Here is a 24,677-nt window from a genome sequence, read left to right as displayed (position 1 = left end):
CTACAGCGGGACGGCGAGGCCCTCCGGGCTCGGCTGCTGGAGAGCGTTCGCGACATCGGCGCGCATCGGTTCGAGGCCGGTGCCGGCGAGCACGACGTCGCGGGCGAAGGTGTGCCAGGTGTGCGCCCGGCGCAGCATCGAGTGCCCGCCCGGCAGGGTGAACCGGGCGACCCGCGCACCGGCCCGCCGCGCCCGCACGGCGAAGTCGGCCGAGAGCCTCGCCGGCACCCACCGGTCGCCGCGGCCGTGCAGGATCGCCACGGTCTGCCCGCGCAGCTGCATCACCGGCTCGCCCGGGGGCGTCCAGGGCGCGAGCGCACAGACGGCGGTGACCTGCGGGTCGCCGCCGGCCTTGAGCGCGGCCCGCCCGCCCATCGAGTGCCCGACCAGCACGACCGGGACGTCGCGGCCGTGCTCGGCGCGCAGCTGCTCGATCGCCCACTGCACGTCCTTGTAGGCGTCGGCGGCCTCGCCGTTCCAGCCCGCGACCCGGTAGCGCACCAGCGCGGTCTCGATGCCGCGCCCGCCCAGGCCGTCGCGGACGAACCGCTCGAAGGCGCGCATCCGCACCAGGGAGAGGGCGCGGTCCTTGGGCGGGGCCAGGCTGGCCGCGGTGCCGCCGTGGCAGAACAGCGCCACGCCGCGGGTCTCGCCGTCGACGGGCTGACGCTCGAGCTGGGGATCGGTCACCTGCACCGTTCGATCGTCGGCCGTCTGCGGTTCGACCGCACCCCAAGGGGTGACCGGAGCCGTTGTGCTCTGCACCGCACCCGGTGGCGTGCCGAGATGCAGCCCATGACCTCGTGGCTCGCCGGCCGGCGCACCGGTTCGTCGCTGGCCGCCCCGGAGTGGGCGGCGCGGCACCGCTGGACGACCCGCGCCGCGCTCGTGCAGGCCGGGTGCCTGGCCCTGCTGACCGGCGCCCTGGACCACGGGCGCGGCGCGGCGGCGCTGGCGCTGCTGGCCACCGGGCTGCCGGCCGTGCTCGCCACCCGCGAGACCTGGCCCACCCGGGTGCGCACCGTGCTGACCACGCTGTCCCTGACCACCGGCGCGGCCCTGCTGGTGCCGGTCACCGGCGAGGGCGAGGCCTTCACCTGGATGCTGCTGGCCATCGCGGTCTGCGCGCTCTACCAGGACTGGGTCATCGTGCCCACCGCGGTGGTGGTCGCCGTCGTCGACTTCGCGGTCGTCGTCTTCCGCCCCGACCGGCTCGACCCCTACGACCTGCTGCCCGTGGTGGCCACCCTGCTGGTCTGCCTGGTGCACCACCGCACCTGGCAGCTGGCCGAGGACACCGCCCGCACCGACCCGCTGACCGGGCTGGGCAACCGGCGGCTGCTGGCCGAGGCCACCGACCGGATGCTGCGCCAGGACGGCCCGGTGAGCGTGCTGTTCTGCGACCTGGACGGCTTCAAGGGCGTCAACGACAGCCGCGGCCACCAGTTCGGCGACCAGCTGCTGGCCGAGGTCGCCGGACGGCTGGGCGCCGGGGTGCGCAGCGGCGACCTGGTGGTGCGCCTGGGCGGCGACGAGTTCGCCGTCCTGGTCCCCGGGCCGGCCGTGCACGCCGCCGACGTCGCCCGCCGGCTGCAGACCGCCATGCGGGTGCCCGTGCAGCTCACCGGCCGGCCGGTGACGGTGACCGCCAGCATCGGGGTGGCCACCACGGCCACCGCCGTCCGCCGGGACGCCGAGGAGCTGCTGCGCAACGCCGACGTCGCGATGTACCAGGCCAAGGCCACCGGCCGCGACCGCATCGTCACCTTCGCCCCCGGCATGGCCGAGGCCGTGCTGGACCGGGTCGAGCTCGCCGAGGACCTCACCGCCGCGCTCGCTGCCGGCGACCAGTTCTCCCTGCACTACCAGCCCGTCGTGACCCTGCCCGAGGGCCGGGTGCACGGCCACGAGGCGCTGCTGCGCTGGCGGCACCCCACCCGGGGGCCGGTCCCGCCGCTGCAGTTCGTGCCGATCGCCGAGCGCACCGGCGCCATCGGCCCGCTCGGGGCCTGGGTGCTGCGCCGGGCCGTGGCCGACGCCGCCGCGGGGCTGGCCGGGCAGCCCGGGCCCAGCCGGGTCGCGGTCAACGTCTCGGCGGTGCAGCTGGCCGACGAGGGCTTCGTCGACGGCGTCGCGGCCGCGCTGGCCGAGAGCGGGCTGCCCGCGCAGTCGCTGGTCCTCGAGGTGACCGAGAGCGTGCTCGCCGACGACCTGGACGCCGTCTGCGCCCGGCTGCAGGCGGTGCGCGACCTCGGCGTCCGGATCGCCATCGACGACTTCGGCACCGGCTACTCCAGCCTGTCCTACCTGCGCCGGCTGCCGGTCGACATCGTCAAGATCGACCGCAGCTTCGTCACCGACCTGGCCCGTGGCGGGTCGGCCACCACCCTGGTCGCCTCCATCCTCGAGCTGGCCCGCAGCCTCGCGCTGGACGTCGTCGCCGAGGGCGTGGAGACCCCGGTGCAGCAGGCCGCGCTCGCCGAGCTGGGCTGCACCTTCGCCCAGGGCTACCTGTTCGGCCGGCCCGCCCCGCTGGACCCCGCGCCCCGGGCCCTGCAGCTGGACTGAGCAGGTTGCGGGCCGGTCTTACATTCGGGGGCATGTCGTTCTTCTCCCGCGCCGCCAAGACCCAGCCGGTGTCCGCCGAGGACGCCCTCCCGGGCCGCTCCGCCGAGCTGCCGCACGTCCCCGAGGTGCACGCGGTCAACGGCAACCGGATCAAGCCGCCCTTCCCCGAGGGCCTGCAGACCGCCGTCTTCGGCGCCGGCTGCTTCTGGGGCGTGGAGAAGGTGTTCTGGCAGCTGCCGGGCGTCTACTCCACCGCGGTCGGCTACGCCGGCGGGCACACCCCGAACCCCACCTACGAGGAGGTCTGCTCGGCGCGCACCGGGCACACCGAGGTCGTGCTGGTGGTCTTCGACCCCGCGCAGATCTCCTACGACGTGCTGCTCAAGGAGTTCTGGGAGGAGCACGACCCCACCCAGGGCATGCGCCAGGGCAACGACGTCGGCACCCAGTACCGCTCGGCGGTCTACTACGCCACCGACGAGCAGAAGGTCGCCGCCGAGGCTTCGCGCGAGGCGTACCAGGCCCGGCTGCACGCCGCGGGCTACGGCGAGATCACCACCGAGATCCTGCCGCTGGGCGAGTTCTACTACGCCGAGGACTACCACCAGCAGTACCTGTACAAGGTCCCGAACGGCTACTGCCCGGTCAACGGCACCGGCGTGAGCTGCCCGGTCGGCCTCACCGGCGTCTGAGCGGCCACCCCCTGGTCCAGCGTTGATCAGGGAGGTTGATCCACGTCCGTCCTCCTGCACCAGATCTGGCGCAGGAGGACGGACTCCGGTGCAGGAGGACGCCGCCGCGGGCCGGTCAGGCAGAGTGGACCGGGTGGCCTTCCTCGACCAGCTCCGCCGTGCCCCCGACGTCGAGGCGCCCGACCTGGTCGCCGTCGACGCCACCGACCGGCTGCTGCTGGACGAGGCCGCGGCGGCGATCGCCGTCCACCCCGACGGCGTGCTCACCGTCGGCGACACCCACGGCGCGCTGACCCTCGGGGCGATCGCGCTGCACGGCGCGACCGGGGTGCGGGCGCACACCGACCTGCGGGTGGCCGAGCTGGCCCTGGCCGCCAACGCCGAGCGCACCGGCACCACCGGGTTCACCGTGCTCCCGCAGCTGGACGCCACCGGCGCCCGGGTGGTGCTGGTCCAGGCACCCAAGGCGCTGGACGCGCTGCGCGAGGTCGCCGAGGTCGTCGCGGCGGGGGCGGACCCCTCCGTCACCGTCTACGTCGGCGGGCGGGTCAAGCACATGGTGCACGCGATGAACGACGTCCTGGGCGACTCCTTCACCGACGTGCACGCCACGCTGGCCCGGCAGAAGTCGCGGCTGCTGGTGGCCACCGGCCCGCGCCCGGGTGAGCCGTCCTTCCCCCGCTCGGCCGAGCACCCCGACCTCGGGGTCACCGTCGTGGCCCACGGAGCCGCGTTCGCCGGCACCAAGGTCGACCTCGGCACCCGCGCCCTGCTGTCCCAGCTGCCGGCCGCGGGCGGCGGCAGCGCGGTCGACCTGGGCTGCGGCACCGGCGTCCTGGCCGTCGCGCTGGCCCGGGCCGGCTTCGACGTGCTGGCCTCGGACGCCTCCGCCGCGGCGGTCGCGTCGGCGGCGGCCACCGCGGCCGCCAACGGCGTCGCCGACCGGGTCCGGGTCACCCGGGACGACGCCCTGGCCGGGGTCGAGCCGGGCAGCGTCGACCTGGTGGTGTGCAACCCGCCCTTCCACCAGGGGACGACGGTGCACGCCGGCATCGCCGACCCGCTGTTCGCCGCGGCGGGCCGGGTGCTGCGCCCGGGCGGTCAGCTGCTCACCGTCTACAACTCGCACCTGCCGCACCGGGCGGCGCTGCGCCGGCTGGTGGGCCCGACCCGTCAGCTCTCCCGCGACCCCCGGTTCACCGTCACGGCCTCCACCCGGCTCTGAGTCACGGCTGCAGCGAGGCGAACAGCTCGTCGGGCAGGGTGCGGGCGACGACCTGCTGGGCCAGCGTGCGCACCTTGGTGTTGGTGTGCGAGGACAGCACCCGCAGCTGGCTGAACGCCTCCTCGGGGGTGACGCCGGTGCGGGCGGCGAGCATGCCCTTGGCCTGCTCGATCACCGCCCGGTGCGCCACCGCCTCGCGCAGCTGGTCCACCTCGTCGCGGGCCCGGGCGTACTCGTGCACGTTGGCCAGCACGACGCCGACGGCGGGCAGCTCGGTGGTCAGCGCGGCCACGGTCTGCTCGCCGAGGGCGCCGGCGTCGCAGGAGTACAGGGCCAGCGCGACGCCGAGCCCCTCGACCGGGACCGGGACCGGCAGCGCCGCGCAGCCCAGCGCGCCCTGGCGGACGGCGGCGGCGCGGAACTGCGGCCAGCGCTCGTCGGTGCGGACGTCGGGCAGCAGCTGGGTCTGCGCCGTGCGCGCGGCGGTGACGACCGGGCCGGTCCCGGCGACCCGCTGGGCCTCGTCGAGCTCGTGCGCCAGCAGCCCGGTCCAGGCGGAGCTGGTCGCGCCCGCCGGCGTGGCGGTGGTCAGCGACACGGCGTCGGCGGCCGGCACCGCGGCCAGCACGGCACGGGTCAGCAGCTGGTGCACGTCGTCGGGGGTGTGCTCGCGCAGCAGCAGACCGAGCAGCTGGTCCGCCACACCGCCGGCGGGGTCGCGCCGGGGGTCGGCAGCCTGCGATGGGGACAACCGGTACCTCGCCCTCCGGCCGTGCCCGGACGTCCGGGTACGGCCTCGAGTGCGGTGCCGCGGGGTCGCGCGCCTCGTCCTCGACGTCGACCGGCCGACTGGGTGGAGCACCGAACCCGACCAGAATAATGACTGCGCGGGTTCCGCTAACAGGTGGCCCGGTGTCAGTGCGCGAGGCCCCCGCGGCGGTTGACCACCGGGGGCTGCACCGACCAGGGGAAGTCGATCCAGGCGTCGGTGCGCTTCCAGACGTAGTCGCACTTCACGACCGAGCGGGGCTTCTCGTAGACCACCGCGGAGCGCACCTCGGCGACGTAGCCGGCGCAGAAGTCGCGCACCAGCTCCAGCGTCTTGCCGGTGTCGGCGACGTCGTCGGCGATCAGCACGTTCGCCCCGGTGAGGTCCACCCGGTCCAGGTTGGGCGGCAGCATCACCGGCAGCTCGAGGCGCTCGTCGACGCCGGTGTAGAACTCCACGTTCATCACGAAGAGGTTCTTCACGTCCAGCGCGTAGCCCAGCGCCCCGCCGAGGAAGAGGCCGCCGCGGGCGATGGCCAGGATGAGGTCGGGCTCGTAGCCGTCGTCGGCGACCTGCTGGGCCAGCGCGCGGCCCGCCGTCCCGAAGAGCTCGTAGGTCAGCGTCTCGCGTTCCGGTGCCGTCACGCCGTCATCCTGGCACCCCGCTCAGCGCTCGAGCAGGGCCGCAGCGACCTGGGCCGCCACCGCGGCGTTGTTCTCGGCCAGCGCGAGGTTCGCGGGGATCGACTCGCCGTCGGTCTCGGCCTCGATGCGGGCGAGCACGAAGGGGGTCACCTTCGGGCCGCGCACCCCGGCGTCGTCGGCGGCGGCCAGCGCGCGCAGCATCTTCGCCTCGATCTCGTCGGCCGGGATCTCGGCGGCCTCGGGGATCGGCACGGTCAGCAGCACGCCGTTGTCCTCGCGCAGCCGGTTGCGCAGCACGCCCGCGACGGTGGCGGCGTCCTCGACCCGGTGCGGCACGGGCAGGCCGACCGAGCGGGAGTAGAAGGCCGGGAAGAAGTCGTGCTGCCAGCCGAGCACGGGGACGCCGATGGCCTCGAGGTGCTCGAGCGTGCGGGGCAGGTCCAGGAAGGCCTTGGCGCCGGCGCAGACGGTGACGACGGGGTGGCTGGCCAGCGCGTCGAGGTCGGCGGAGACGTCGCCGGAGACCTCCACGCCGCGGTGCACGCCGCCGATGCCGCCGGTGGCGAAGACCTCGATGCCGGCGGCGTGGGCCAGCGCGACCGAGGCCGACACGGTGGTCATGCCCTCGGCCCAGCGCTGCGCGATCGCCACGGGGACGTCCCGCTCGGCGACCTTGGAGCTGCCGGTGAGCACCCGGTCGACGTCCTCGGGGGCCAGGCCGACCCGCGGCCGGCCGTCGAGCACGGCGGTGACGGCGGGGACGGCACCGGCGCTGCGGACGGCGGCCTCGCAGCGGTCGAGGGCCTCGCGGTTGCCCGGTGCCGGCAGGCCGAGGTTGGAGAAGATGGTCGACTCCATGGCGACGACGGGCGTGCCCTCGGCCAGGGCGGTGGCGACCTCGTCGGCGACGACGAGACCGATGCGGTCGGCGGTGCTGGTCATGCGGTGTCTCCCAGGGGGGTCGGGTCGAGGACGGCGCCCGGCTGCTGCAGGACGCGGGCGGCCAGCGCGTGGCCGGCCCGGACGGCGGGCACGAGGCCGGCGCCGGTGGTCGAGGTGGCGGCGAGGGCGGTGAGGAACCCGGCGGCGAACGCGTCGCCGGCGCCGGTGGTGTCGCGGACGGCGGCGACCGGGTCGACGGGCACCCGGGTGGCGGCGCCGTCGGGCGTGGTGACGGTGGTCGGGGCGGCGCCGGCCTTGACCACGGTGGTGCGTGCCCCCGGGACCGGGCCCAGGGCCAGGGACTCCTCGCCGTTGGCGATGAGCACGTCGGGGTCCAGCCGCTCGATGGCGGCCCGCAGGGTGTCCGCGCCCAGCCGGGTGACCAGGTCGACGGAGGAGACGTCGACGCTGGTCAGCGCACCGGCGGCGCGGGCGGCGGTGAACAGGGTGGCCACCGCGGCGGCGGGGCCCGGGGTGGCCAGCGCGTAGGCGGGGGCGTGCACCACGGCCGCGCCGTCGACCCAGGACGGCGGCGGGTCGGCCAGCTCGGCGGCGGCGCCCCGGTCGGGGACCATCGTGCGCTCGCCGGCCGGGTCGACCAGCACCACGATGCTGCCGGTGCGCCCGGCCCGCTGGACCGCCACCTCGACACCGGCGGCCTCGAGCTCGGCGGTGAGCGCGACGCCGAGGGCGTCGTCGCCGACCCGGCCGACGAAGCGGCTGGCGGCCCCGGTGGCGGCGGCGAAGACCGCGACGTTGGCGGCGCTGCCGCCCCGGGTGCGCACCACCCGGCCGGGGTTGTCGGTGCCGTGCTGCAGGGGGCCCTCGGTCCAGACGACGACGTCCTCGACGACGTCGCCGATGCAGACCAGCACGGGACCCTCCTCCGGCGTTAAGCGCTTAACCCGACGGTATCACGGGGGTCCGGTGCTGCCCCGCACGACGAGGTGGGCCGGCAGCACCAGCGGCGCCGGGTCCACCGCCGTCCCGTCGATCACCCGGGACAGCAGGACGGCGCCGCGGTGGCCGAGCTCGCGGGCCGGGAGCGCGACGGTGGTGAGCGGGGGTGCCGAGACCGCGGCGAAGGGGATGTCGTCGAAGGCGGCCACCGACAACCGGCCCGGCACGGGGACCCCGGCGGTGGCCAGCGCGGACAGCACGCCGAGGGCCTGCACGTCGGTCGCGGTGACGACGGCGGTGGCCCCGGACCCCAGCCAGCCCTCCAGTGCGGCCGCGGCCCGGCCGACCGCGCCGGCCAGGTCGATGCCGGAGCGGTCGCCGGTGACCACGGCGCCGGGCACCCGGCGGGTGAACTCCCCGGTGAACGCCGTCCGGCGCTCGGCGAAGGTCGACCAGGGCCGGTTGCTGTCCAGGAACACCACGTGCCGGTGGCCGAGGTCGGCCAGGTGGGCGGCGAGCTCGCGGGCGCCGACGGTGACGTCCATCGAGACCTGGTGGCCGCCCGCGGCGGGGTCGTCCAGGTGCACGACCGGGAGGTCGGGGCGGCCGGCGGGCAGGGTGCCGGGGTAGTTGATGAGCACGCCGTCGACGGTGGCCGCGCCGACCGGCTCGGTGTCGGGCTCGGCGTCGTCGGAGGCGAGCAGGAGCAGCAGGTGGCCGGTGCCCTCGGTGGCCTCGGCGATGCCGGCGGCCGCGCCCGCCGCGACCTGGGCGGTGAACGGGTTGGTCATGTCGTGGGCCAGCAGCGCGACCTGGCGGCGCCGGCCGGTGGCCAGGGCGCGGGCGGAGGCGTCGGTGACGTAGCCGAGCGCGGCGATGGCGTCCAGCACCCGCAACCGGGTGGCGGGGGAGACCCGGCCCTCGGCCTTGCCGTTGACGACGAAGGACACCGTGGCGACCGAGACGCCGGCGCGGGCGGCGACGTCGACCGCCCGGGCCCGGCGGGGCGGTCTGGTCATCGCTGGACTGCCCTCCTCCGGTGCTGGTCGGACGATAACCCGCCGTGGTCGTCCGGTGCTTGACGGAATCCCACCCCCCGCCGTTGTGCGGAGCGGCCCGGGCTGGGAACGTCGGGGTCTCCATTCCCGAACGGAACGAGCCACCGTGACGCCCCCACCCCGAGAGCCCGCCGACCCGACCGTCGCGCGACGGCGCGGACGCGGTCGGCCGCGGGACGAGGAGCTGACCGGCCGGCTGCTGCACGGCGCGCTGGACCTGGTCGCCGAGCAGGGGCTGGGCCGGCTGAACGCCGATGCGCTGGTCGCGCGCACCGGGTCCGGGCGCAGCGGGCTCTACCGCCGGTGGTCGGACATGAGCAGCCTGGTGGCCGACGCGCTGACCCAGGAGCCCCTGGTCCCCGAGGCGGCCGACACGGGCAGCCTGCGCGGGGACCTGCTGGCGCTGTTCGAGCCGTGGCGGCACCCGCTGACCTCCGCCGAGCAGACCGCGGCGGCGCTGCTGGGCCCGGCCGCCCACGACGACGCGCTGCGCACCGCCCTCGACGCGGCGGTCGTCGAGCCGCTGGCCGCGGCCGTGGCGGCGGTCGCCGACCGGGAGGGCCACCGCGGGCGGCCGGTGCCCGACGACCGGCGGCGGCTGGTCGGCGTCGTCGTGCAGGCGCTGTGGTGGGAGCGGTACGTGACCGGGCGTCCGGCGAGCAGTGCGGCCGAGGTCGAGGAGATCGTCGACCGGGCGGTGCTGCCCCTCGTCGACCGGACCTGACCGGTCTGCTAATTTTCGGCAGTTCGTGTCCCGCAATCGCGAGCCCGTCCAGTCCGTGGCGGCCAGGGACCCGTCGTCGAGGAGCGTCCGGTGGTCCCAGCCCCTCCGCGTGCCGGTGCGCGTCGATGAGCCTGGTCGAGCGGTTCCGGCACGAGCTCGCGCGCACCCCGGACGGGGACCTGCTGCCCGACCGGCTGGCGCGGGTCTGCACGGCCCTGCTGCCCGTCGACGGCGCGGGCCTGTCGGCCGCCCTCCTGCCCGACCACCGGTTGCCGCTGGGGGCCAGCGACCCGGTCGCGGCGGCGGCCGAGCGGCTGCAGTTCACCCTGGGCGAGGGGCCCTGCCTGACGGCGCAGCAGACCCGCACCCGGGTGGTGGCGGCGACCGTCGAGGAGCTGCGCGACCGGTGGCCGGTCTACACCCTGCAGCTGACCGGGCTCACCCCGTTCTGCAGCGTGCTGTCCACCCCCGTGGGCGGGTCGCTGTCCGGCGTGGTCGCCCTGGACCTGTACCGGTCGGCGTCCGGCCCGCTGGCCGAGGACGTGCTGGCTGCGGTGGCCGACGTCGCCGACGCGGTGGGCGAGGCCCTCGCCGGCGACCTGGCCGAGGACGGCGACCTGCAGCTGGGCCTGCCGCCGCTGCTGCGCACCCCGGCCATCGACGCCCGGCAGCGGGTGTGGCTGGCCATCGGGCAGCTCGCCGGCGTGCAGGGCAGCACGACCAGCGCGGCCCTGGCCACCCTGCGGGCGCTGGCGTTCCGGCACGGCATCGACATCGACGCCGCCGCCGACCGGGTGCTCACCGGCGAGATCACGCTGCCCGCCCCCTGAGCCCGCCGGGCGGGCTCAGACGAACCCGGGGGTGCCCTGCCAGGCGACCTCGGCCGGGGGGACGTCGTCGCGCAGCACGGTGCCCTCGATGAGCCCGTAGGGCCGGTCGTCGGCGTGGTAGACGACGTCGGGGTTGTCCAGCCCGAACGCCGACAGGTCCTGCAGGAAGTGGTGCTTGTTCGGCATCGACAGCCGGACCTCCGCCACCTCGGGCACGGTCTCCAGCACCGCGGCGCCCATCGCGTGCAGGGTCTGCTGCAGCGCCAGCGAGTGGGTCGACGCGAAGGCCTCGAGCATCGTCGTCCGCACCGTGTCGAACACGCCGTGCCAGTCCAGGTCGGTGCCCAGGTAGCGCCAGCGGGCGGTCACCGCGGTGGCCAGGATCCGGTCCCGGGTCTCGGCCAGGGTCGTGTAGGCGTCGCGCGGGAAGCCCCAGAACTCCGACCCGGTGGTCTTGAGGACGACGAGGTCGGTCAGCCCGGCGACGACGTGCAGCCGGGAGTCGTCGGCGGTGACGACGGCCGTGCGCACCTCCGCGCCCGCCCGGCGGAACGCGTGGTCGTGGGGCTGCCCGCCGACGGTGATCCGGTCCCAGCCGTAGGACTCGACCGCCACCCGGGCGCCGCTGATCCACGGGTAGGACCCGGCGAAGTGGGTGGCCAGCCGGATGCCGAAGGCCTCCGGGGAGGCGATGCCGTCGCGCGCGAAGGCGAAGACGGTGTTCTTCTGCGCGTCGGTGGTGAGCACGTGCGCGTTGTCGCCGGTCAGGTGGGCTGCCGAGAAGTCGCCGCGCAGCGCGGAGCTGACGTTGAGGTCCACGAGGGAGTGCTGCGGGGTGGAGCGGTCGACCGCGACCACCCGCACCTCGGCCTTCCCGTACTGGTTGGGTCCGAGCACGATCGCCATGGCGTCACCTTCCCCGATCTCGATGTCAGCGGTGTTGCACGTGGAACCTCACCGCAGCGGGAAGTCCCGACCCCGCTCGTCCTCCGGCCGGGGGCCGCGGATGCGGCGGTCCGCCTCCTGGATGGGCGTGTCGTTGATGCTCGCCTCCCGGCGGCGCATCAACCCGTGCTCGTCGAACTCCCAGAGCTCGTTGCCGTAGCTGCGCCACCACCGGCCGGCGTCGTGCCACTCGTACTGGAACCGGACGGCGATGCGGTCGTCGGTGAACGCCCACAGGCTCTTGCGCAGCGCGTAGTCCAGCTCGCGCTCCCACTTGCCGGTCAGGAAGGCGACCACCTCGGCCCGGCCGGTGAGGAACTCGTCCCGGTTCCGCCAGAGGGTGTCCTCGGTGTAGGCCAGGCTCACCCGGTGCGGGTCGCGGCTGTTCCAGGCGTCCTCGGCGGCCTGGACCTTGGCGGCGGCCGTGCCGGCGTCGAAGGGCGGGAAGGGGGGACGGGGCTCGGTCACGGGGACCCCTCTCAGCTGCCGCGGTAGGTGGAGAAGGCGAAGGGCGCCAGCAGCAGCGGCACGTGGTGGTGCGCCGCGCCGTCGACGACGGTGAAGTCCAGGCTCACCGTCGGGTAGAAGGTCTCCCGGCCCTGCTCGGCGAACCACGGACCGGTGGCGAAGACGACCCGGTGGGGGCCGGTACCGGTCTCGTGGTCGGCCAGCCGGAACCGGCCGTCGGCGTCGGTCACCCCCTCGGCCACCAGCGAGGAACCGGCGAACAGCTGCACCACCATGCCCGCGGCGGGGCGGCCGAGCACCGAGTCGAGCACGTGCGTGGAGACGCTCACGACGCCACCAGCGCCCGCACCCGCAGCTCGGTGATCTGGGCCAGCTGCTCGACCACCTCGGGCCGCTCCTGGTCCTCGGTGTGCCCCAGCCGGCGCTGCAGCTCGGCGAGCATCTCCTCCGGGGACCGCCCGGCCGCCCGGACCAGGAAGACGTGGTCGAACCTCGCCTCGTAGTCGCGGTTGCCGGCCAGGATCGCCTCCCGGACGTCGTCCCCCGCCCCCGACATGGCGGCCTGCTCGCGGCGGGACGACGACGCCTCCGCCGACTCCCCGGACACCCGGTCGCCGATCCGCGGGTGCGCGGCCAGCGCCTGCGCCACCTCGGCCCACGGCAGCGCGCGGGAGACCTCGCCGGCCCAGCCGACCAGCGCGTCGACCGACTCGTAGGGGCGTCCCGACGCCACGGCGGGGGCGAACGGGGCGGCCGCGTTGCACGCTCGCAGCGCCGTCGTCACCTCGTCGTCGTCGGCGGTGTTGAAGCTGGCCAGGTCCACGGCTGCGAGGATGCCAGGACCAACCCCGAGTCGAGGAGTGCGCGTGGCCGACGTCCCCGTAGACGTGCAGGTGGTCGGACCCGAGGTCGAGCGGTCGGAGGAGGTGCTGACCCCCGAGGCGCTGCAGTTCGTCGGCACCCTGCAGCACCTCTTCGGTGCCTCCCGCGACGAGCTGCTCGCCGCCCGCGCCCGCCGGCGGCAGGCCGTCGCCGACGGCGAGCCGCTGGACTTCCTGCCCGAGACCGCCGACGTCCGCGCCGGCGACTGGTCGGTGCCGCCCCCGCCGCCGGGCCTGGTCCGCCGCCGGGTGGAGATCACCGGCCCCACCGAGCCCAAGATGGCGATCAATGCGCTCAACTGCGGCGCCGACGTCTGGCTGGCCGACCTCGAGGACGCCAACACCCCGCACTGGCGCAACGTGGTCACCGGCCAGCTCGTGCTGCGCGACGCCGTCCGCGGCTCGCTGTCGTTCACCAGCCCCGAGGGCAAGCACTACGCCGTCCGGCCCGACGCCGTGCTGCCCACGATCGTGCCCCGCCCGCGGGGCTGGCACCTGGACGAGCGGCACGTGCTGGTGGACGGCGCCCCGGCGGTCGGCGCCCTCGTCGACGCCGGCCTCTACCTGTTCCACAACGCGCGGGCCCAGCTCGACCGCGGCAGCGGCCCCTACTTCTACCTGCCGAAGATGGAGAGCCACCTCGAGGCGCGGCTGTGGGCCGACGTCTTCGTGCACTGCGAGCGCGAGCTCGGCCTCCCGCGCGGGTCGGTCCGCTGCACGATGCTCATCGAGACCATCCCGGCCGCCTTCGAGATGGAGGAGCTGCTCTACGAGCTGCGCGAGCACGCCACCGGTCTCAACGCCGGCCGCTGGGACTACCTGTTCAGCGTGGTGAAGGTCTTCCGCGACGCCGGGCCGGACTTCGTGCTGCCCGACCGCTCCGCGGTGACCATGACCGCGCCGATGATGCGGGCCTACACCGAGCAGCTGGTGGCCACCTGCCACCGCCGCGGCGCGCTGGCGATCGGCGGCATGGCCGCGCAGATCCCCAGCCGGCGCGACGCCGAGGCCAACGAGCGCGCACTGGCCAAGGTGCGCGAGGACAAGACCCGCGAGGCCGGCGACGGCTTCGACGGCTCCTGGGTCGCCCACCCCGACCTGGTCCCGGTCTGCCGCGAGGTCTTCGAGGGCGTGCTCGGCGACGCCGACAACCAGCTGGGCACGCAGCGGGACGACGTCCACGTCACCCGTGAGCAGCTGCTGGACGTCGCGGGCGTCCCCGGCGAGCGCACCGAGGCGGGCCTGCGGGCCAACGTCGAGGTCGGCATCCGCTACCTGGCCGCGTGGCTGGCCGGCAACGGCGCGGTCGGCATCCACGGCCTCATGGAGGACGCCGCCACCGCCGAGATCAGCCGCTCCCAGGTCTGGCAGTGGCTGCGCAGCGGCGTCGTCCTGGACACCGGCGAGACGGTCACCCCCGAGCTGGTGCACCGGGTCATCGAGGAGGAGGTCGCCGGGATCGGCGAGCTGGACCGGCTCGACGACGCCCGCCGGCTGTTCGAGCAGGTCGCGCTGGCCGAGGACTTCCCCGACTTCCTCACCCTGCCCGCCTACTCCCTGGTCGACTAGTGGACGAGTCGGTGCTCGCCGAGCTCGACCGGGCGCTGGAGCCGGTCGACGCGGCCCGGGCGGCGGCCTACCCGGGCGAGGCGCCGACCCGCCAGCCGGTGCACACCTGCTACGTCCCCGCCGACGCCGTCGTCCCCGGGCTGGTCGTGTCCTGGGGCCGGCAGGCGCTCGAGGCCCTGGACGAGCACGGCCTGCCCGACCTCGGGCTGCCCGGTGAGCTGGTCGAGCAGGTGCTGCCCCGGGTGCGCGCCAAGCTGGCCGACGAGCCGGTCGAGGACCTGCGGGTGGACAGCGAGGACGGCTACCGCGGCCCGCCCGACCGCGAGGACGACGACGTGCGGACGGCGGCCGCCGTGCTGGCCGCGGAGCCGGGCCTGCCGCCGTTCTGGGGCACCCGGGCCAAGTCGCTGGAGGGCCCGACCCGCCGCCGCGGCGTCCGCTCGCTGGACCTGTTCCTCGGCGGGCTGGCCGGCCGGGGCCGCGCGGTGGTCACCCTGCCGAAGGTGACCGCGGTCGAGCAGGTCGCGGCCTTCCTGCCGGTGCTCGACGCGCTGGAGCAGGCGCACGGGCTGGCGCTCGACCTCGAGCTGCAGGTGGAGACCCCGCAGGCGGTGCTGGGCGCCGACGGCGCGGCGACGCTGGCCGCCATGCTGCACGCCGGGCGCGGCCGGGTGACCGGGCTGCACTACGGCACCTACGACTACTCGGCCTCCCTCGGCATCTCCGCCGCCCACCAGGCCAGTGACCACCCGGCCGCCGACCACGCCAAGGCCACCATGCAGGTCGCGGTGGCCGGCACCGGTGCCCGCGCGGTCGACGGCTCGACCAACGTGCTGCCGGTGGGCGACCGGGCCGCGGTGCACCGGGCCTGGCAGCTGCACGCCGGGCTGGTGCGGCGGGCGCTGGAACGCGGCTTCTACCAGGGCTGGGACCTGCACCCGGCGCAGCTGGTGACCCGGTACACGGCCACCTACGCGTTCTTCCGGGCCGCGCTGCCGGCGGCCGGGGCCCGGCTGGCGGCCTACACCGCCCGGGTGGACGGCGGGGTGCTCGACGAGCCGGCGACGGCGAAGGCGCTGGCCGCGGTGCTGCTGCGCGGGCTGGACTGCGGCGCGCTGGACGCCGGCGAGGTCACCGCGGCCGCGGGCGTCGACCGCGCGGGGCTGGACGCACTGGCCGGGCGCCTGCCACGGTGAGCGCCGACACGCCGTATGTGCGCGCTCACAGTGCCGTCCGGGAGGATGCCCGTGCAGGTCAGGGGCTCGAGGGGGACCATGGCGGCCGGACGTGCGCGGCCCCTGTCGGTTGCGCACCGCCGAACCGGTCATGATGACGCGGTCGATCGGGTTCCGTGAGCGGGGAGGAGGGCACGTGCGCGTTGACGTGGACGCCGCACCCCAGCGGGTGCACGGCCTGGTCGCACCGTCCACCGACGACGAGCTGCTGACCGCCGTCCTCGGCTGGGCGCGGGCCGGCCTCGCCGCCGGCGACCTCACCGTGGCCGTCGTCCTGCCCTGGGTGGCCGAGCACGTGCGCGCCGAGCTGCCCGGGGTCGAGGTCTGCGAGCTCGGTGCGGTGACCCCGCGGGCGCCCGACGGCATCGCCGTGCAGCTGGAGCTCGCGCGGCGCGCGGCCGCCGAGGGCCGGCGGCTGCGGGTCGTGGGCCAGCTGCACGAGGACGCCGACGCCCTGCGGGTCTGGGACGAGCGGGTGCGCAGCGAGGTCGCCTACGAGCACGTCCTCGGCTCGGTCCCGGTGAGCACGCTGTGCGTCTACGACCGCCGCACCACCCCGCCCGCCGTGCTGCAGGCCGCACTGCTGGCCCACCCGCAGCAGCAGGTCGACGGTCGGATCCTGGCCAACCCCGCGCACCTGGCCCCGGCCGAGGCGGTCGCCGCCCTGGGCACCCCGGTCGAGCCGCTGCAGGCCACCGAGCCGGTCTTCGCCGTCGACGACGTCCCCACGCTCCCCGAGCTCCGGCACGCGCTGTCGGCGGCGCTGCGCGGCCGGTTCGCCGACCGGGACACCGAGGAGGACGTGCACCTGGCGGCCAGCGAGATCGCCGCCAACGCCTTCCGGCACGGCGGCCGGCCGGTCTCCGCCCGGGTCTGGGCGGACGCCGACCGGGTCGTGGTGTCGATCTCCGACGGCGGGCGGGAGGGCTTCGACGGCCGGCTGGCCGGCTACCGGCCCGCGCACGGCGACGACCTCTCCCACGGCGGCATGGGCCTGTGGCTGGCCCGCAAGCTGTGCGACCACGTCGACGTCGAGGGCGCCGCGACCGGGTCCACGGTCCGGCTGACCACCGCGACGGACCCCCGGGCTTGACGCGGGCGGTACCTCACCGCTGAGGTAAGCGGGTGATCGTGGTGACGGCGGCCGGGGGCAGCACGGGGACGGCGGTGGTCCGCGCACTGCGGGCCCGCGGGGAGCAGGTGCGCGCCGTGGTCGGCAGCCGGCGCCCGCGCCCGGAGCTGGACGGCCTGGGCGCGGAGGTGGTGGTGGCCGACCTGGTCGGCGACCCGGGCGGCCTGCCGCTCGGCGGCGCCGACGCCCTGTACCTGATCTGGCCGAACTTCGAGCCCTCCGAGGCCGCCGGCGCACCGACCGCCTTCCGCGCCGCCCGCGCCGCCGGGGTGGGCCGGGTGGTCTACCACTCGGTGCTGCGCCCGCAGCTGCGCTCGATGCCGCACCACGCGGCCAAGGACCGCGCCGAGGAGGCGCTGGACACCGCCGGGGTGCCGTGGCGGGTGCTGCAGCCCTGCGCCTACGCCGACAACCTCGACGCCGCGCTGGCCACCGCGGCGGCCACCGGCGAGCTGCGCAGCGCCTGGGGGCTGGTGCAGGCGCAGTCCTTCGTCGACCTGCGGGACGTCGCCGACGCCGCCGCCGTGCTGCTCACCGAGGACGGCCTGGACGGCGGCACCTTCGAGGCGGTCGGGCCGGCCGCGCTCACCGCGCGCGACGTGGCGGCGGCCATGGCGCAGCGGCTGGGCCGCCCGGTCACCGCCGTCGACGCCCGGGCCCCCGAGCGCGACGACTACGCCGGCCGCTGCCTGCGCACGATGCTCGACCACTACCGGGCGCACGGGTTCACCGGCAGCCCGCGGGTGCTCACCGACCTGCTCGGCCGGCCGCCCCGCACCTACGCCGAGCACCTCGAGGAGGTCGCGGCATGACCGGTGACGCGATGGACACCATCCTGGCGCAGTGGGCCCGGGAGCGCCCCGACCTGGACTGCTCGCCGATGGGCATCATCGGCCGCATCTCCCAGCTGCAGCGCGAGGTGCACCTGGCCCAGCGGGCCACCTTCGCCCGGCACGGCCTGGACGCGCCGTCCTTCGACGTCCTTGCCGCGCTGCGCCGGGCCGGGGAGCCCTACCAGCTGACGCCCACGGCGCTGATGCGCACGGCGCTGGTCACCAGCGGGGCCATCACCCAGCGGCTGGACCGGCTGGAGGAGAAGGGCCTGATCACCCGGGAGCGCAGCGAGGCCGACGGGCGGGCCGTCGTCGTCACGCTGACCGAGGCCGGGCGCACCGCGCTGGACACCGCGCTGCCCGACCACCTGGACACCGAGCACGGCATGCTGGCCGGCCTCAGCGCCGAGGAGCGGGAGCAGCTGGCCGACCTGCTGCGCCGGTTCCTCGTCGCGCTGGGCCGGGTCCCCGACCGGGAGACGTCAGAGCAGCTCGGCGGCTGAGGTCCACGGCAGGCCGTGCGCGGCGGCGACCGGCTCGCTGGTCAGCTGCCCGCCCAGGCTGGTGAGGCCCTTGGCCAGCACCGGCGAGGACGCCGCCGCGCCGCGGATCCCGGAGTCGGCGACGGTGACCAGGTAGGCCAGGGTCGCCGAGGTCAGCGCGAGGGTGGAGGTGCGGGCGACCGCGCCGGGGATGTTGGCCACGCAGTAGTGCACGACGCCCTCCTCGACGTAGGTCGGGTCGGAGTGCGTGGTGGGCCGGCTGGTCTCGAAGCAGCCGCCCTGGTCGATGGCGATGTCCACGGCGACGCTGCCCGGCCGCATCGAGGCGACCATCTCGCGGCTGACCAGCTTGGGGGCCTTGGTGCCCGGCACCAGCACGGCGCCGATGAGCACGTCGGAGTCGGCGACGTACTGCGCGAGCCGGGCGCGGTTGGGCTGCACCAGGTCCAGCCGGCCCTCGAAGACGTCGGAGAGGTAGGCCAGCCGGGCGGGGTTGGTGTCGAAGACGCGCACGATCGCCCGCATGCCGACCGCGATCTTGGCCGCCTCGGTGCCGGAGACGCCGCCGCCGATGATGGTCACCTTGGCCGCGGGGGTGCCGGGGACGCCGCCCATGAGGATCCCGGCGCCGCCGGCGGGGCTCTCCAGGTGGTGCGCGGCGGCCTGCACGGCCATCCGGCCGGCGACCTCGCTCATCGGGGTCAGCAGCGGCAGCCGGCCGTCGGCGGTCTGCACCGTCTCGTAGGCGATGGAGTCGATCCGCCGCTCGAGGAGGAAGTCGGTCAGCGAGCGGTCGGCGGCGGCGTGCAGGTAGGTGAACAGCTGCTGGCCCTCGCGGAAGCGGTGGTACTCCGCGGGCACCGGCTCCTTGACCTTGACCACCAGGTCGGCCTCGGCGAACACGGCGTCGGCGTCGGCCACCACCCGGGCGCCGGCGGCGGCGTACTCCTCGTCGGTGAACCGGGAGCCCGTCCCGGCGCCGGACTGCACGAGCACCTCGTGCCCGTGGTGCACCAGCTCGGCCGCGCCGTCGGGCTGCAGGGAGACCCGCTGCTCGTTGTCCTTGATCTCGCTGGGGATGCCGACGCGCACGATGTCCTCCTGGGTGACGGGTGACACCATCTCAGCGGTCCGCTGCGGCCGACGACCAGAGGAGCCGAACAAGTGCGCACAGATCGACCGCTCCACCGCACCGGGTGCGGTGATCGGCGGTGAGCGGGGTGCCCCGCCGAACGCTGGACGACGTCGACCGCCGGCTGCTGGAGCTGCTGCGCGCCGACGGACGGCGGCCGAACAACCAGCTGGCCGCCGCGGTGGGGCTCTCGCCGTCCACCTGCCTGGCGCGGGTGCGGGCGCTGGTGGCCGACGGCGTCATCACCCGGTTCACCGTCGACCTGGACCCCGAGGCCGTCGGGGACCCGCTGCAGGCGCTGGTCTCGGTGCGGCTGCGCCCGGGCGCGCGGCACCAGCTGACCACCTTCGCCGACGGGCTGCGCCAGCTGCCGGAGGTGGCCCAGTTCTTCTACCTGGCGGGGGCGGAGGACTTCGTCGTCCACGTGCGGGCCCGGGACACCGCGCACCTGCGCGACTTCGTCACCGACCGCATCTCCACCCAGCCGATGGTGGCCGCGACCAACACCAGCCTGATCTTCGAGCACGGGCGCGGCCGGTGACCGCGCCCGCCCCGGCTCAGTGCGAGCTCTCGCCGGCCGGGAGGGCGGCGTCGACGTCGGGCACCCAGTGCACCGCGCCGTCGAGGGAGAGGACGACGACCTCGTGCACCTCGGCCGGCAGGTCCAGCCCGGCCAGCAGGGTGGTGGTCGACTGCGCGGCGGCGGCCACGGCGCGCTGCACGTCGGCCGCGGCGGTGGTGGCCTCGAGGTAGAACACCTCGGGCACGTGCGGGTCCTCGCGGACGGCGGTGCCCTCGGGGGCCTCCAGCCGCAGCGCCACGCCCACCTCGAAGGCGTGCCGCAGGTCGGTCTCCACGACCGCGCAGGTCACGAACGACTCCACGTCTTCTCCTCGTCTCCGTCCACCGCCACCCGGACCCGGCCGGTGCTGGAACGGGTGGGTACACGGTGTTCGCAGCCGGGGATGCCCGTCAATGGGGAACACATGCCTCAGCGCTGAGAGATCACCCGGTGGAGTCAGTCCAGTCCACGAGCGGGTCACGGCGGCGCCGGGCACAGTGGCACGGGTGACCGACCCGGCGGCGGCCTACCGCGCATCCCTGCCCGAGGGCTGGACCACCGAGCTGGACCTGCGCGCGTACGACCGCACCGGCGTGCCGGTCGTGGCCACGGTCTGGCGCTCCGCCGACGGCACCCGGTCCGGCCACGGCGTCGGCTACGGCGCCACGGAGGCCGCCGCGGCCATCGGCGCGTGGGGCGAGCTGGCCGAGCAGGTGCTGCTGGACGACGCACTGCTCCACGTGGAACCACGCACGGCCACGCACCGCGAGCTGGTCGCCGAGCGCGGCGCCGACCGGGTGGCCGACCCCCGCACCCTGGTGCTGCCGGCCGGCGCCGACCCCGACCGGCCGCTGCGCTGGCTGCCCACCACCCGCTGGGCGACCGGCGAGGAGGTGCTGGTCCCCGCCGAGTTCGTCGCCCCGCACGCCGGGGGGATCGCGGCCGACCCGCCCCCCGGGGGCTGGCTGGTCACCCCGATCACCAACGGCATGGGCGCCGGGGACACCGCCGAGCGGGCGGTCGCGCACGGCATCGGCGAGCTGCTGCAGCGCGACGGCGACACCGTCGACTTCCGCGCCCTGGACACCGGCCGGGTGGTCACCGGCATCGACGACCCGCAGACCGTGGCGCTGCTCGACGCGCTGGCCGCCGCCGGCCTCGACGTCACCGTGAAGCTGGACAGCACCGAGTTCGCCGTCGTCGTGCACGCGGTGGCCCGCGACGCCGCCGCCGACCCGCCGGTGGTGCTCAGCGCGGTCGGGGAGGCCGCGGCCCCCGACCGGGCGGAGGCGGTGCGCAAGGCGGTGCTGGAGCTGGCCTCCTCCCGGGCCCGGCGGGCGTTCGCGTTCGGCCCGCTGGACCGGGTCCGCGCGCTGCACCCGGACTACCTGGCCGCCGAGCTCGCCGTCCCGCTGCCGCCGCAGGAGGAGCGCGCGCTGGCCGCGATGACGGCGTGGGACGGGCTGACGGCGGCGCAGCTGGACGGGCTGCTCGCCCCGATGTGGCGGCGCACCTCGGAGGTGGCCTTCGCCGACCTGCCGACCTCCGCCGTCACCGGGCCCGCCGACACCCTGGCGCTGTACCGGGAGCGGCTGGCCGGGTTCGACCTGCTGGTCGCCCCCGTCCGCGTCGGCGACGTGCACGTGGCCAAGGTGCTGGTGCCGGGGCTCGAGGTGGAGACGCTGTCCTACGGCCGGATCGGCGAGCGGGTGCTGCGCCGGCTGCTCGACCGCGGGTCGGACCTCGTCGGGCTGGGGGCGCCGTCCGGGGACCGGCGGCCGGTGGTGCTCACCCCCGAGGCCACCGAGCGGGTGGGCGGCCCGGCCTGGCTGGACGTCGCCGCGGTCGCGCGCACGGTCGGCGAGCTGTACCCGCTGTACCGGGAGCCGACCCGGCACGCGCCGCAGCGGGCGGCCTGATCAGCGCAGCCCGCTGCGCGCGACCCCCTCGACGAACTGGCGCTGGAAGAGCGCGAAGACCACCAGCACCGGCAGCGTCGACAGCAGCGCCATGCCCATCAGCGCCGGGTAGTCGGTGCCGTACTCGCCCTGCAGGAACGACAGCCCGATCGGCACGGTGAACAGCTGCTGGTCGTTGAGCACGATCAGCGGCCAGGCGAACTCGTTCCACCGGTACATGAAGGTCAGGATCACCAGGACGGCGATCAGCGGCTTGCTCATCGGCAGCACCACCGACCAGAAGATCCGCAGGTGGCCGGCGCCGTCGAGCCGGGCGGCCTCGAGCACCTCGTCGGGGATGCCGAGCATGAACTGCCGGCACAGGAAGATGCCGAACGCCTCGGCGGCCCGCGGGATGATCACCGCCCAGTAGGAGTTGATCCAGCCCAGCCCCGCGACCAGCTGGAACTGCGGCACCATCACGACCTGCACCGGGATCATCAGGGTCGAGACGATCATGATGAACACGACCTGCTGGCCGCGGAACCGGTACTTGGCGAGCACGTAGCCGGCCAGCAGGTTCAGCGTCACCGACAGCGCCATGGCCACCAGCGCGATGGCGGCGGAGTTGAGGAAGAACTGGCCGAAGGGCAGCAGGGTGAATGCCCGCCGGAAGCCGTCCAGCGTCGGGTTCTCCGGGAAGAACCGCAGCGGCCCGCTGGTCAGCGCGCCCTGGTCGCTGAAGGCGGTGACCACCATCCAGTACAGCGGGAACAGCATGACCAGCGCGCCGGCGACCAGGCCGACCGCGCGCCAGGAGGCCCAGCCGGCGCCGGCCTGGAGCGACCGGCCGGTGCGGGGGGCCCGGCCGGTGCGGGGGGCGGCGGTCACAGGTCGGCCTCCTGGGCGCGCTGCCGGCGGTACCAGAGCGCGGTGAGCACGGCGATGAACAGGTAGGTGACGACGCCGATGGTCGCCGCGTAGCCCTGCCGGCGGGCGTCGAAGCCCTCGGCGTAGGCGTAGGTCACCAGCATCTCGGTGGCGTTGCCGGGCCCGCCGCCGGTGAGCACGTAGACGATGTCGAAGACCTGGAAGCTCTCGATGACGCCGAGCACCACCAGGAAGATCGTCGTCGGCTTGAGCAGCGGCACCACGACGTACCGCAGCCGCTGCCAGCGGCCGGCGCCGTCGGTCTGCGCGGCCTCCAGGTACTCCTTCGGGATCGACTGCAGCCCGGCCAGGTAGACCACCATGACGAAGCCGATCTTGGTCCAGATGCTGATCAGCACCAGGGAGCCCATGGCGCCCACGGCGTCGGACTGCCACGGCACGCCGTCCAGGCCGGCCGACCGCAGCAGCCGGTTGATCACCCCGACGTTCTCGTTGAAGATCCACCGGCCGGCGACGGCGATGACCACGCCGCTGATCACGTACGGCACGTAGTAGATCGCCCGCAGCACGCCGCGCCCGCGCAGCGGCTTGTTCATCGCCAGCGCGATGCCGAGGCCGATGACCAGCGACACCGGCACGGTCAGCAGCGCGTACAGGCCGGTGTTCGCGGTCGCCCGCCAGAAGGTGGAGTCGCCGAACAGCTCGGTGTAGTTGTCCGCGCCGACGAACTCCCGGGGCCCGAAGCCCGAGGAGGAGTAGAAGGACAGCCACACGGTGGCCAGCAGCGGCAGGAAGAGGAAGACGCCGAAGACCAGCAGGTTGGGGGAGAGCAGCCCCCAGGCGGCCAGCGAGTCGCGGGAGACGCGCCGCCTCCGTGGGGGGTCCGGGCGGGGGACCGGAGCGGTCACCGCGGCCGGCGCCGCCGTCGTCACGCCAGCCGCCCGGTGATGTCCTCGGCGAGGTCGGCCAGTACCCGGCCGGGGTCGTCGCCGGACAGGAACGCCTGCTCGAGCCGGTCGACGATCGAGGAGTTGACCGCGTTGAACTGCGGCACGGTCACCTGCGCCGAGAGCTCGGGGGTGATGGTGGTGGCCTGCTCCACGAACAGCTCCATGAGGTCGGGCCGGACGGCGTAGTCCAGCTGCTGGCCCAGCAGGGCGGTGCGGGTGGGCAGCACGGTGGCCTGCTCGCAGAACAGCGCCTGCTGCTCGTCGTCGGAGAGGAAGGCCAGGAAGTCCGCCGCGGCCTCGGGGTTCACCGACTGCGCGGTGGCCACCACCGCGTTGCCGCCGAGGTCGGCCGAGGCCCGCTCGTCGGCCGGCAGGAACGTGGCACCGTACTCCCGGCCCGCGGAGACGAACGCGGGGTCGATGGTGGGCAGCAGGAAGTCCCCGGCGAAGACCATCGCGATCGTGCCGGTGGTGAACAGCTCGTCGACGTAGGAGCCCTTCGTGGACGTCGTCGGCGGCACCAGCCCGTCGGTGAAGAAGGCCTGGGTGAAGGCCAGGGCGTCGCGGCCCTCGGCGCTGTCGATCGCCGGGCCGGTGAGGTCGTCGGTGAGCAGCCGGCCGCCGCGCTGGTCGACCCAGTTCAGCCACCGGTAGGCCCCGGCCAGCTGCCAGTTCACCCCGAAGGCGAACTGCGCCTCGGCGGTGGGCAGCCCCGCCGCGACCGACCGGAACTCCTCCCAGGTCCAGGCGTCGTCCAGGCTCGTGGGGATGCGGGCGCCGGCCAGCGCCTCGGTGTCGTAGAGGACCAGCGAGGTGTCGGTGTGGTGCGGCACGCCGTACACCCGGCCCTCGCTCTGCACCGCGGAGACGAAGGCGTCGCCGAACCCCTGCAGGAACCCCCCGGGCAGCAGGTCGGTGAGGTCGAGCAGCGCGCCGCCGGCGGCGTAGATGCCGATGTCCTGGTAGGTCACCCGGAACAGGTCCGGGCCGCGGTTGCTGGCCAGGTTCGCGTCCACCCCGGTCAGCGCCTCGGAGAACGGGACCACGTTGAACACCACCGGGACCCCGCTGGTCGCCGTCCAGCGCTCGGCGACGGTGCGGAACGCGGCGAGCTCGGCCTCCCCGGCCCAGAGCGTGAAGCTCAGCCGGCCCTCGGTGCTGCCGGTGCCGTCACCGCTCTGCAGGGCGAACCCGGTGCCGCAGCCGGTCAGGGCCAGTGCGCCGGCCGCCGTCGCGCCCAGGAACCCCCGCCGGGACAGCCGTGAGCTGATCACCGCCCGACCTTGGGGCCTGGTGCGTCCGGGCACCACTTGATCTTGTGAACGT

The 24,677-nt window shown here is 75.3% G+C and carries 27 protein-coding genes; 12 read left to right on the top strand and 15 right to left on the bottom strand.

Going from position 1 to position 24,677, the window contains the following annotated elements; genetic code table 11:
* Positions 1–690: an alpha/beta hydrolase gene (locus BM158_RS00305; RefSeq protein WP_091556047.1), complete on the bottom strand. Its 690-nt coding sequence runs from the start codon at positions 688–690 to the stop codon at positions 1–3.
* A gap of 105 nt (positions 691–795) precedes the next feature.
* On the opposite strand from BM158_RS00305, the gene BM158_RS00300 reads away from it, so the two are divergent.
* The 3 genes from BM158_RS00300 to BM158_RS00290 all read left to right on the top strand — a co-directional run bounded on the left by BM158_RS00300 (position 796) and on the right by BM158_RS00290 (position 4,485).
* Positions 796–2,568, top strand: a complete 1,773-nt coding sequence (locus BM158_RS00300; protein ID WP_165628791.1) for a putative bifunctional diguanylate cyclase/phosphodiesterase — start codon at positions 796–798, stop codon at positions 2,566–2,568.
* 32 nt (positions 2,569–2,600) lie between these two features.
* A complete protein-coding gene (msrA, locus tag BM158_RS00295) occupies positions 2,601–3,260 on the top strand; it encodes a peptide-methionine (S)-S-oxide reductase MsrA (RefSeq protein WP_091553232.1) in 660 nt (219 codons plus the stop codon).
* 133 nt (positions 3,261–3,393) lie between these two features.
* Positions 3,394–4,485: a class I SAM-dependent methyltransferase gene (locus tag BM158_RS00290; protein ID WP_229827554.1), complete on the top strand. Its 1,092-nt coding sequence runs from the start codon at positions 3,394–3,396 to the stop codon at positions 4,483–4,485.
* A gap of 1 nt (position 4,486) precedes the next feature.
* Here BM158_RS00290 and BM158_RS00285 read toward each other — a convergent pair whose 3' ends face one another.
* The 5 genes from BM158_RS00285 to BM158_RS00265 form a co-directional block, all read right to left on the bottom strand.
* Positions 4,487–5,236 carry a GAF and ANTAR domain-containing protein gene (locus tag BM158_RS00285; protein ID WP_165628790.1) on the bottom strand — a complete coding sequence of 250 codons (750 nt, stop codon included), beginning with the start codon at positions 5,234–5,236 and terminating at the stop codon, positions 4,487–4,489.
* Positions 5,237–5,400: 164 nt separating this feature from the next.
* Entirely contained in the window at positions 5,401–5,898 is a 498-nt protein-coding gene (locus tag BM158_RS00280) for a phosphoribosyltransferase (RefSeq protein WP_091553220.1), read from the bottom strand.
* A 21-nt stretch (positions 5,899–5,919) separates the two neighbouring features.
* Positions 5,920–6,840, bottom strand: a complete 921-nt coding sequence (locus BM158_RS00275) for a pseudouridine-5'-phosphate glycosidase (RefSeq protein WP_091553216.1) — start codon at positions 6,838–6,840, stop codon at positions 5,920–5,922.
* On the bottom strand, positions 6,837–7,715 hold the full coding sequence (locus BM158_RS00270) for a carbohydrate kinase family protein (protein ID WP_091553213.1): 879 nt from the start codon (positions 7,713–7,715) through the stop codon (positions 6,837–6,839). The genes BM158_RS00275 and BM158_RS00270 overlap by 4 nt, the downstream gene beginning before the upstream one ends.
* Positions 7,716–7,754: 39 nt before the next feature.
* Positions 7,755–8,759 (bottom strand): LacI family DNA-binding transcriptional regulator, encoded by a 1,005-nt coding sequence (locus tag BM158_RS00265; RefSeq protein WP_091553210.1) that lies wholly within the window; start codon positions 8,757–8,759, stop codon positions 7,755–7,757.
* 145 nt (positions 8,760–8,904) lie between these two features.
* On the opposite strand from BM158_RS00265, the gene BM158_RS00260 reads away from it, so the two are divergent.
* Together BM158_RS00260 and BM158_RS00255 are read left to right on the top strand one after the other, a co-directional pair.
* Entirely contained in the window at positions 8,905–9,522 is a 618-nt protein-coding gene (locus tag BM158_RS00260) for a TetR/AcrR family transcriptional regulator (protein WP_165628789.1), read from the top strand.
* Between the two features lie 125 nt (positions 9,523–9,647).
* Positions 9,648–10,352: a hypothetical protein gene (locus BM158_RS00255; protein WP_091553203.1), complete on the top strand. Its 705-nt coding sequence runs from the start codon at positions 9,648–9,650 to the stop codon at positions 10,350–10,352.
* A 15-nt stretch (positions 10,353–10,367) separates the two neighbouring features.
* On the opposite strand, the gene pucL is transcribed toward BM158_RS00255, so the two are convergent.
* From pucL to uraD, 4 genes are read right to left on the bottom strand one after another with little or no spacing between them, the layout of a single operon-like run.
* Positions 10,368–11,258 carry a factor-independent urate hydroxylase gene (pucL, locus tag BM158_RS00250; RefSeq protein WP_091553200.1) on the bottom strand — a complete coding sequence of 297 codons (891 nt, stop codon included), beginning with the start codon at positions 11,256–11,258 and terminating at the stop codon, positions 10,368–10,370.
* 48 nt (positions 11,259–11,306) lie between these two features.
* The gene (locus BM158_RS00245) at positions 11,307–11,765 is read right to left on the bottom strand and encodes a nuclear transport factor 2 family protein (protein WP_091553197.1); all 459 of its coding nucleotides are present in this window, start codon (positions 11,763–11,765) and stop codon (positions 11,307–11,309) included.
* A gap of 11 nt (positions 11,766–11,776) precedes the next feature.
* Positions 11,777–12,094 carry a hydroxyisourate hydrolase gene (gene uraH, locus BM158_RS00240; RefSeq protein ID WP_091553193.1) on the bottom strand — a complete coding sequence of 106 codons (318 nt, stop codon included), beginning with the start codon at positions 12,092–12,094 and terminating at the stop codon, positions 11,777–11,779.
* A complete protein-coding gene (gene uraD, locus BM158_RS00235) occupies positions 12,091–12,588 on the bottom strand; it encodes a 2-oxo-4-hydroxy-4-carboxy-5-ureidoimidazoline decarboxylase (RefSeq protein WP_091553189.1) in 498 nt (165 codons plus the stop codon). Before uraD ends, uraH begins: the two co-directional genes overlap by 4 nt.
* Positions 12,589–12,631: 43 nt before the next feature.
* Between uraD and aceB the strand changes: the two genes are divergently transcribed.
* From aceB to BM158_RS00210, 5 genes are all read left to right on the top strand, one after another.
* Positions 12,632–14,215 (top strand): malate synthase A, encoded by a 1,584-nt coding sequence (gene aceB / locus BM158_RS00230; RefSeq protein ID WP_229827555.1) that lies wholly within the window; start codon positions 12,632–12,634, stop codon positions 14,213–14,215.
* Entirely contained in the window at positions 14,215–15,411 is a 1,197-nt protein-coding gene (locus tag BM158_RS00225) for a DUF6986 family protein (protein ID WP_091553183.1), read from the top strand. Before aceB ends, BM158_RS00225 begins: the two co-directional genes overlap by 1 nt.
* A 175-nt stretch (positions 15,412–15,586) precedes the next feature.
* Complete coding sequence (locus BM158_RS00220) at positions 15,587–16,543, top strand: ATP-binding protein (protein WP_165628788.1); 957 nt, start codon at positions 15,587–15,589, stop codon at positions 16,541–16,543.
* 32 nt (positions 16,544–16,575) lie between these two features.
* Positions 16,576–17,394, top strand: a complete 819-nt coding sequence (locus BM158_RS00215) for an SDR family oxidoreductase (protein ID WP_091553176.1) — start codon at positions 16,576–16,578, stop codon at positions 17,392–17,394.
* On the top strand, positions 17,391–17,918 hold the full coding sequence (locus BM158_RS00210; protein WP_091553172.1) for a MarR family winged helix-turn-helix transcriptional regulator: 528 nt from the start codon (positions 17,391–17,393) through the stop codon (positions 17,916–17,918). Before BM158_RS00215 ends, BM158_RS00210 begins: the two co-directional genes overlap by 4 nt.
* Here the strand turns inward: BM158_RS00210 and ald are convergent.
* Positions 17,898–19,040, bottom strand: coding sequence for an alanine dehydrogenase (gene ald / locus BM158_RS00205; RefSeq protein ID WP_191328595.1), 1,143 nt, complete (start codon positions 19,038–19,040; stop codon positions 17,898–17,900). The genes BM158_RS00210 and ald overlap by 21 nt on opposite strands.
* A 98-nt stretch (positions 19,041–19,138) precedes the next feature.
* On the opposite strand from ald, the gene BM158_RS00200 reads away from it, so the two are divergent.
* Positions 19,139–19,591 (top strand): Lrp/AsnC family transcriptional regulator, encoded by a 453-nt coding sequence (locus BM158_RS00200; protein WP_207506033.1) that lies wholly within the window; start codon positions 19,139–19,141, stop codon positions 19,589–19,591.
* Between the two features lie 16 nt (positions 19,592–19,607).
* Here the strand turns inward: BM158_RS00200 and BM158_RS00195 are convergent, their stop codons facing one another.
* Complete coding sequence (locus BM158_RS00195) at positions 19,608–19,934, bottom strand: hypothetical protein (protein ID WP_091553168.1); 327 nt, start codon at positions 19,932–19,934, stop codon at positions 19,608–19,610.
* A gap of 184 nt (positions 19,935–20,118) precedes the next feature.
* Between BM158_RS00195 and BM158_RS00190 the strand changes: the two genes are divergently transcribed.
* A complete protein-coding gene (locus BM158_RS00190) occupies positions 20,119–21,531 on the top strand; it encodes a YcaO-like family protein (RefSeq protein WP_165628787.1) in 1,413 nt (470 codons plus the stop codon).
* On the opposite strand, the gene BM158_RS00185 is transcribed toward BM158_RS00190, so the two are convergent.
* Genes BM158_RS00185 through BM158_RS00175 form a run of 3 tightly spaced genes read right to left on the bottom strand, consistent with a single transcriptional unit; the run spans position 21,532 to position 24,625 of the window.
* Positions 21,532–22,401 (bottom strand): carbohydrate ABC transporter permease, encoded by an 870-nt coding sequence (locus BM158_RS00185; protein ID WP_207506026.1) that lies wholly within the window; start codon positions 22,399–22,401, stop codon positions 21,532–21,534.
* Positions 22,398–23,333, bottom strand: coding sequence for a carbohydrate ABC transporter permease (locus BM158_RS00180; protein WP_091553162.1), 936 nt, complete (start codon positions 23,331–23,333; stop codon positions 22,398–22,400). Before BM158_RS00180 ends, BM158_RS00185 begins: the two co-directional genes overlap by 4 nt.
* Positions 23,330–24,625, bottom strand: coding sequence for an ABC transporter substrate-binding protein (locus BM158_RS00175; RefSeq protein WP_165628786.1), 1,296 nt, complete (start codon positions 24,623–24,625; stop codon positions 23,330–23,332). Before BM158_RS00175 ends, BM158_RS00180 begins: the two co-directional genes overlap by 4 nt.
* Positions 24,626–24,677 lie beyond the last annotated feature (52 nt).

It is taken from the genome of Klenkia taihuensis, from assembly GCF_900112525.1.
GTDB classification, from domain to species: Bacteria; Actinomycetota; Actinomycetes; order Mycobacteriales; family Geodermatophilaceae; genus Klenkia; species Klenkia taihuensis.
This window is presented reverse-complemented; position numbering and strand designations above follow the sequence as displayed.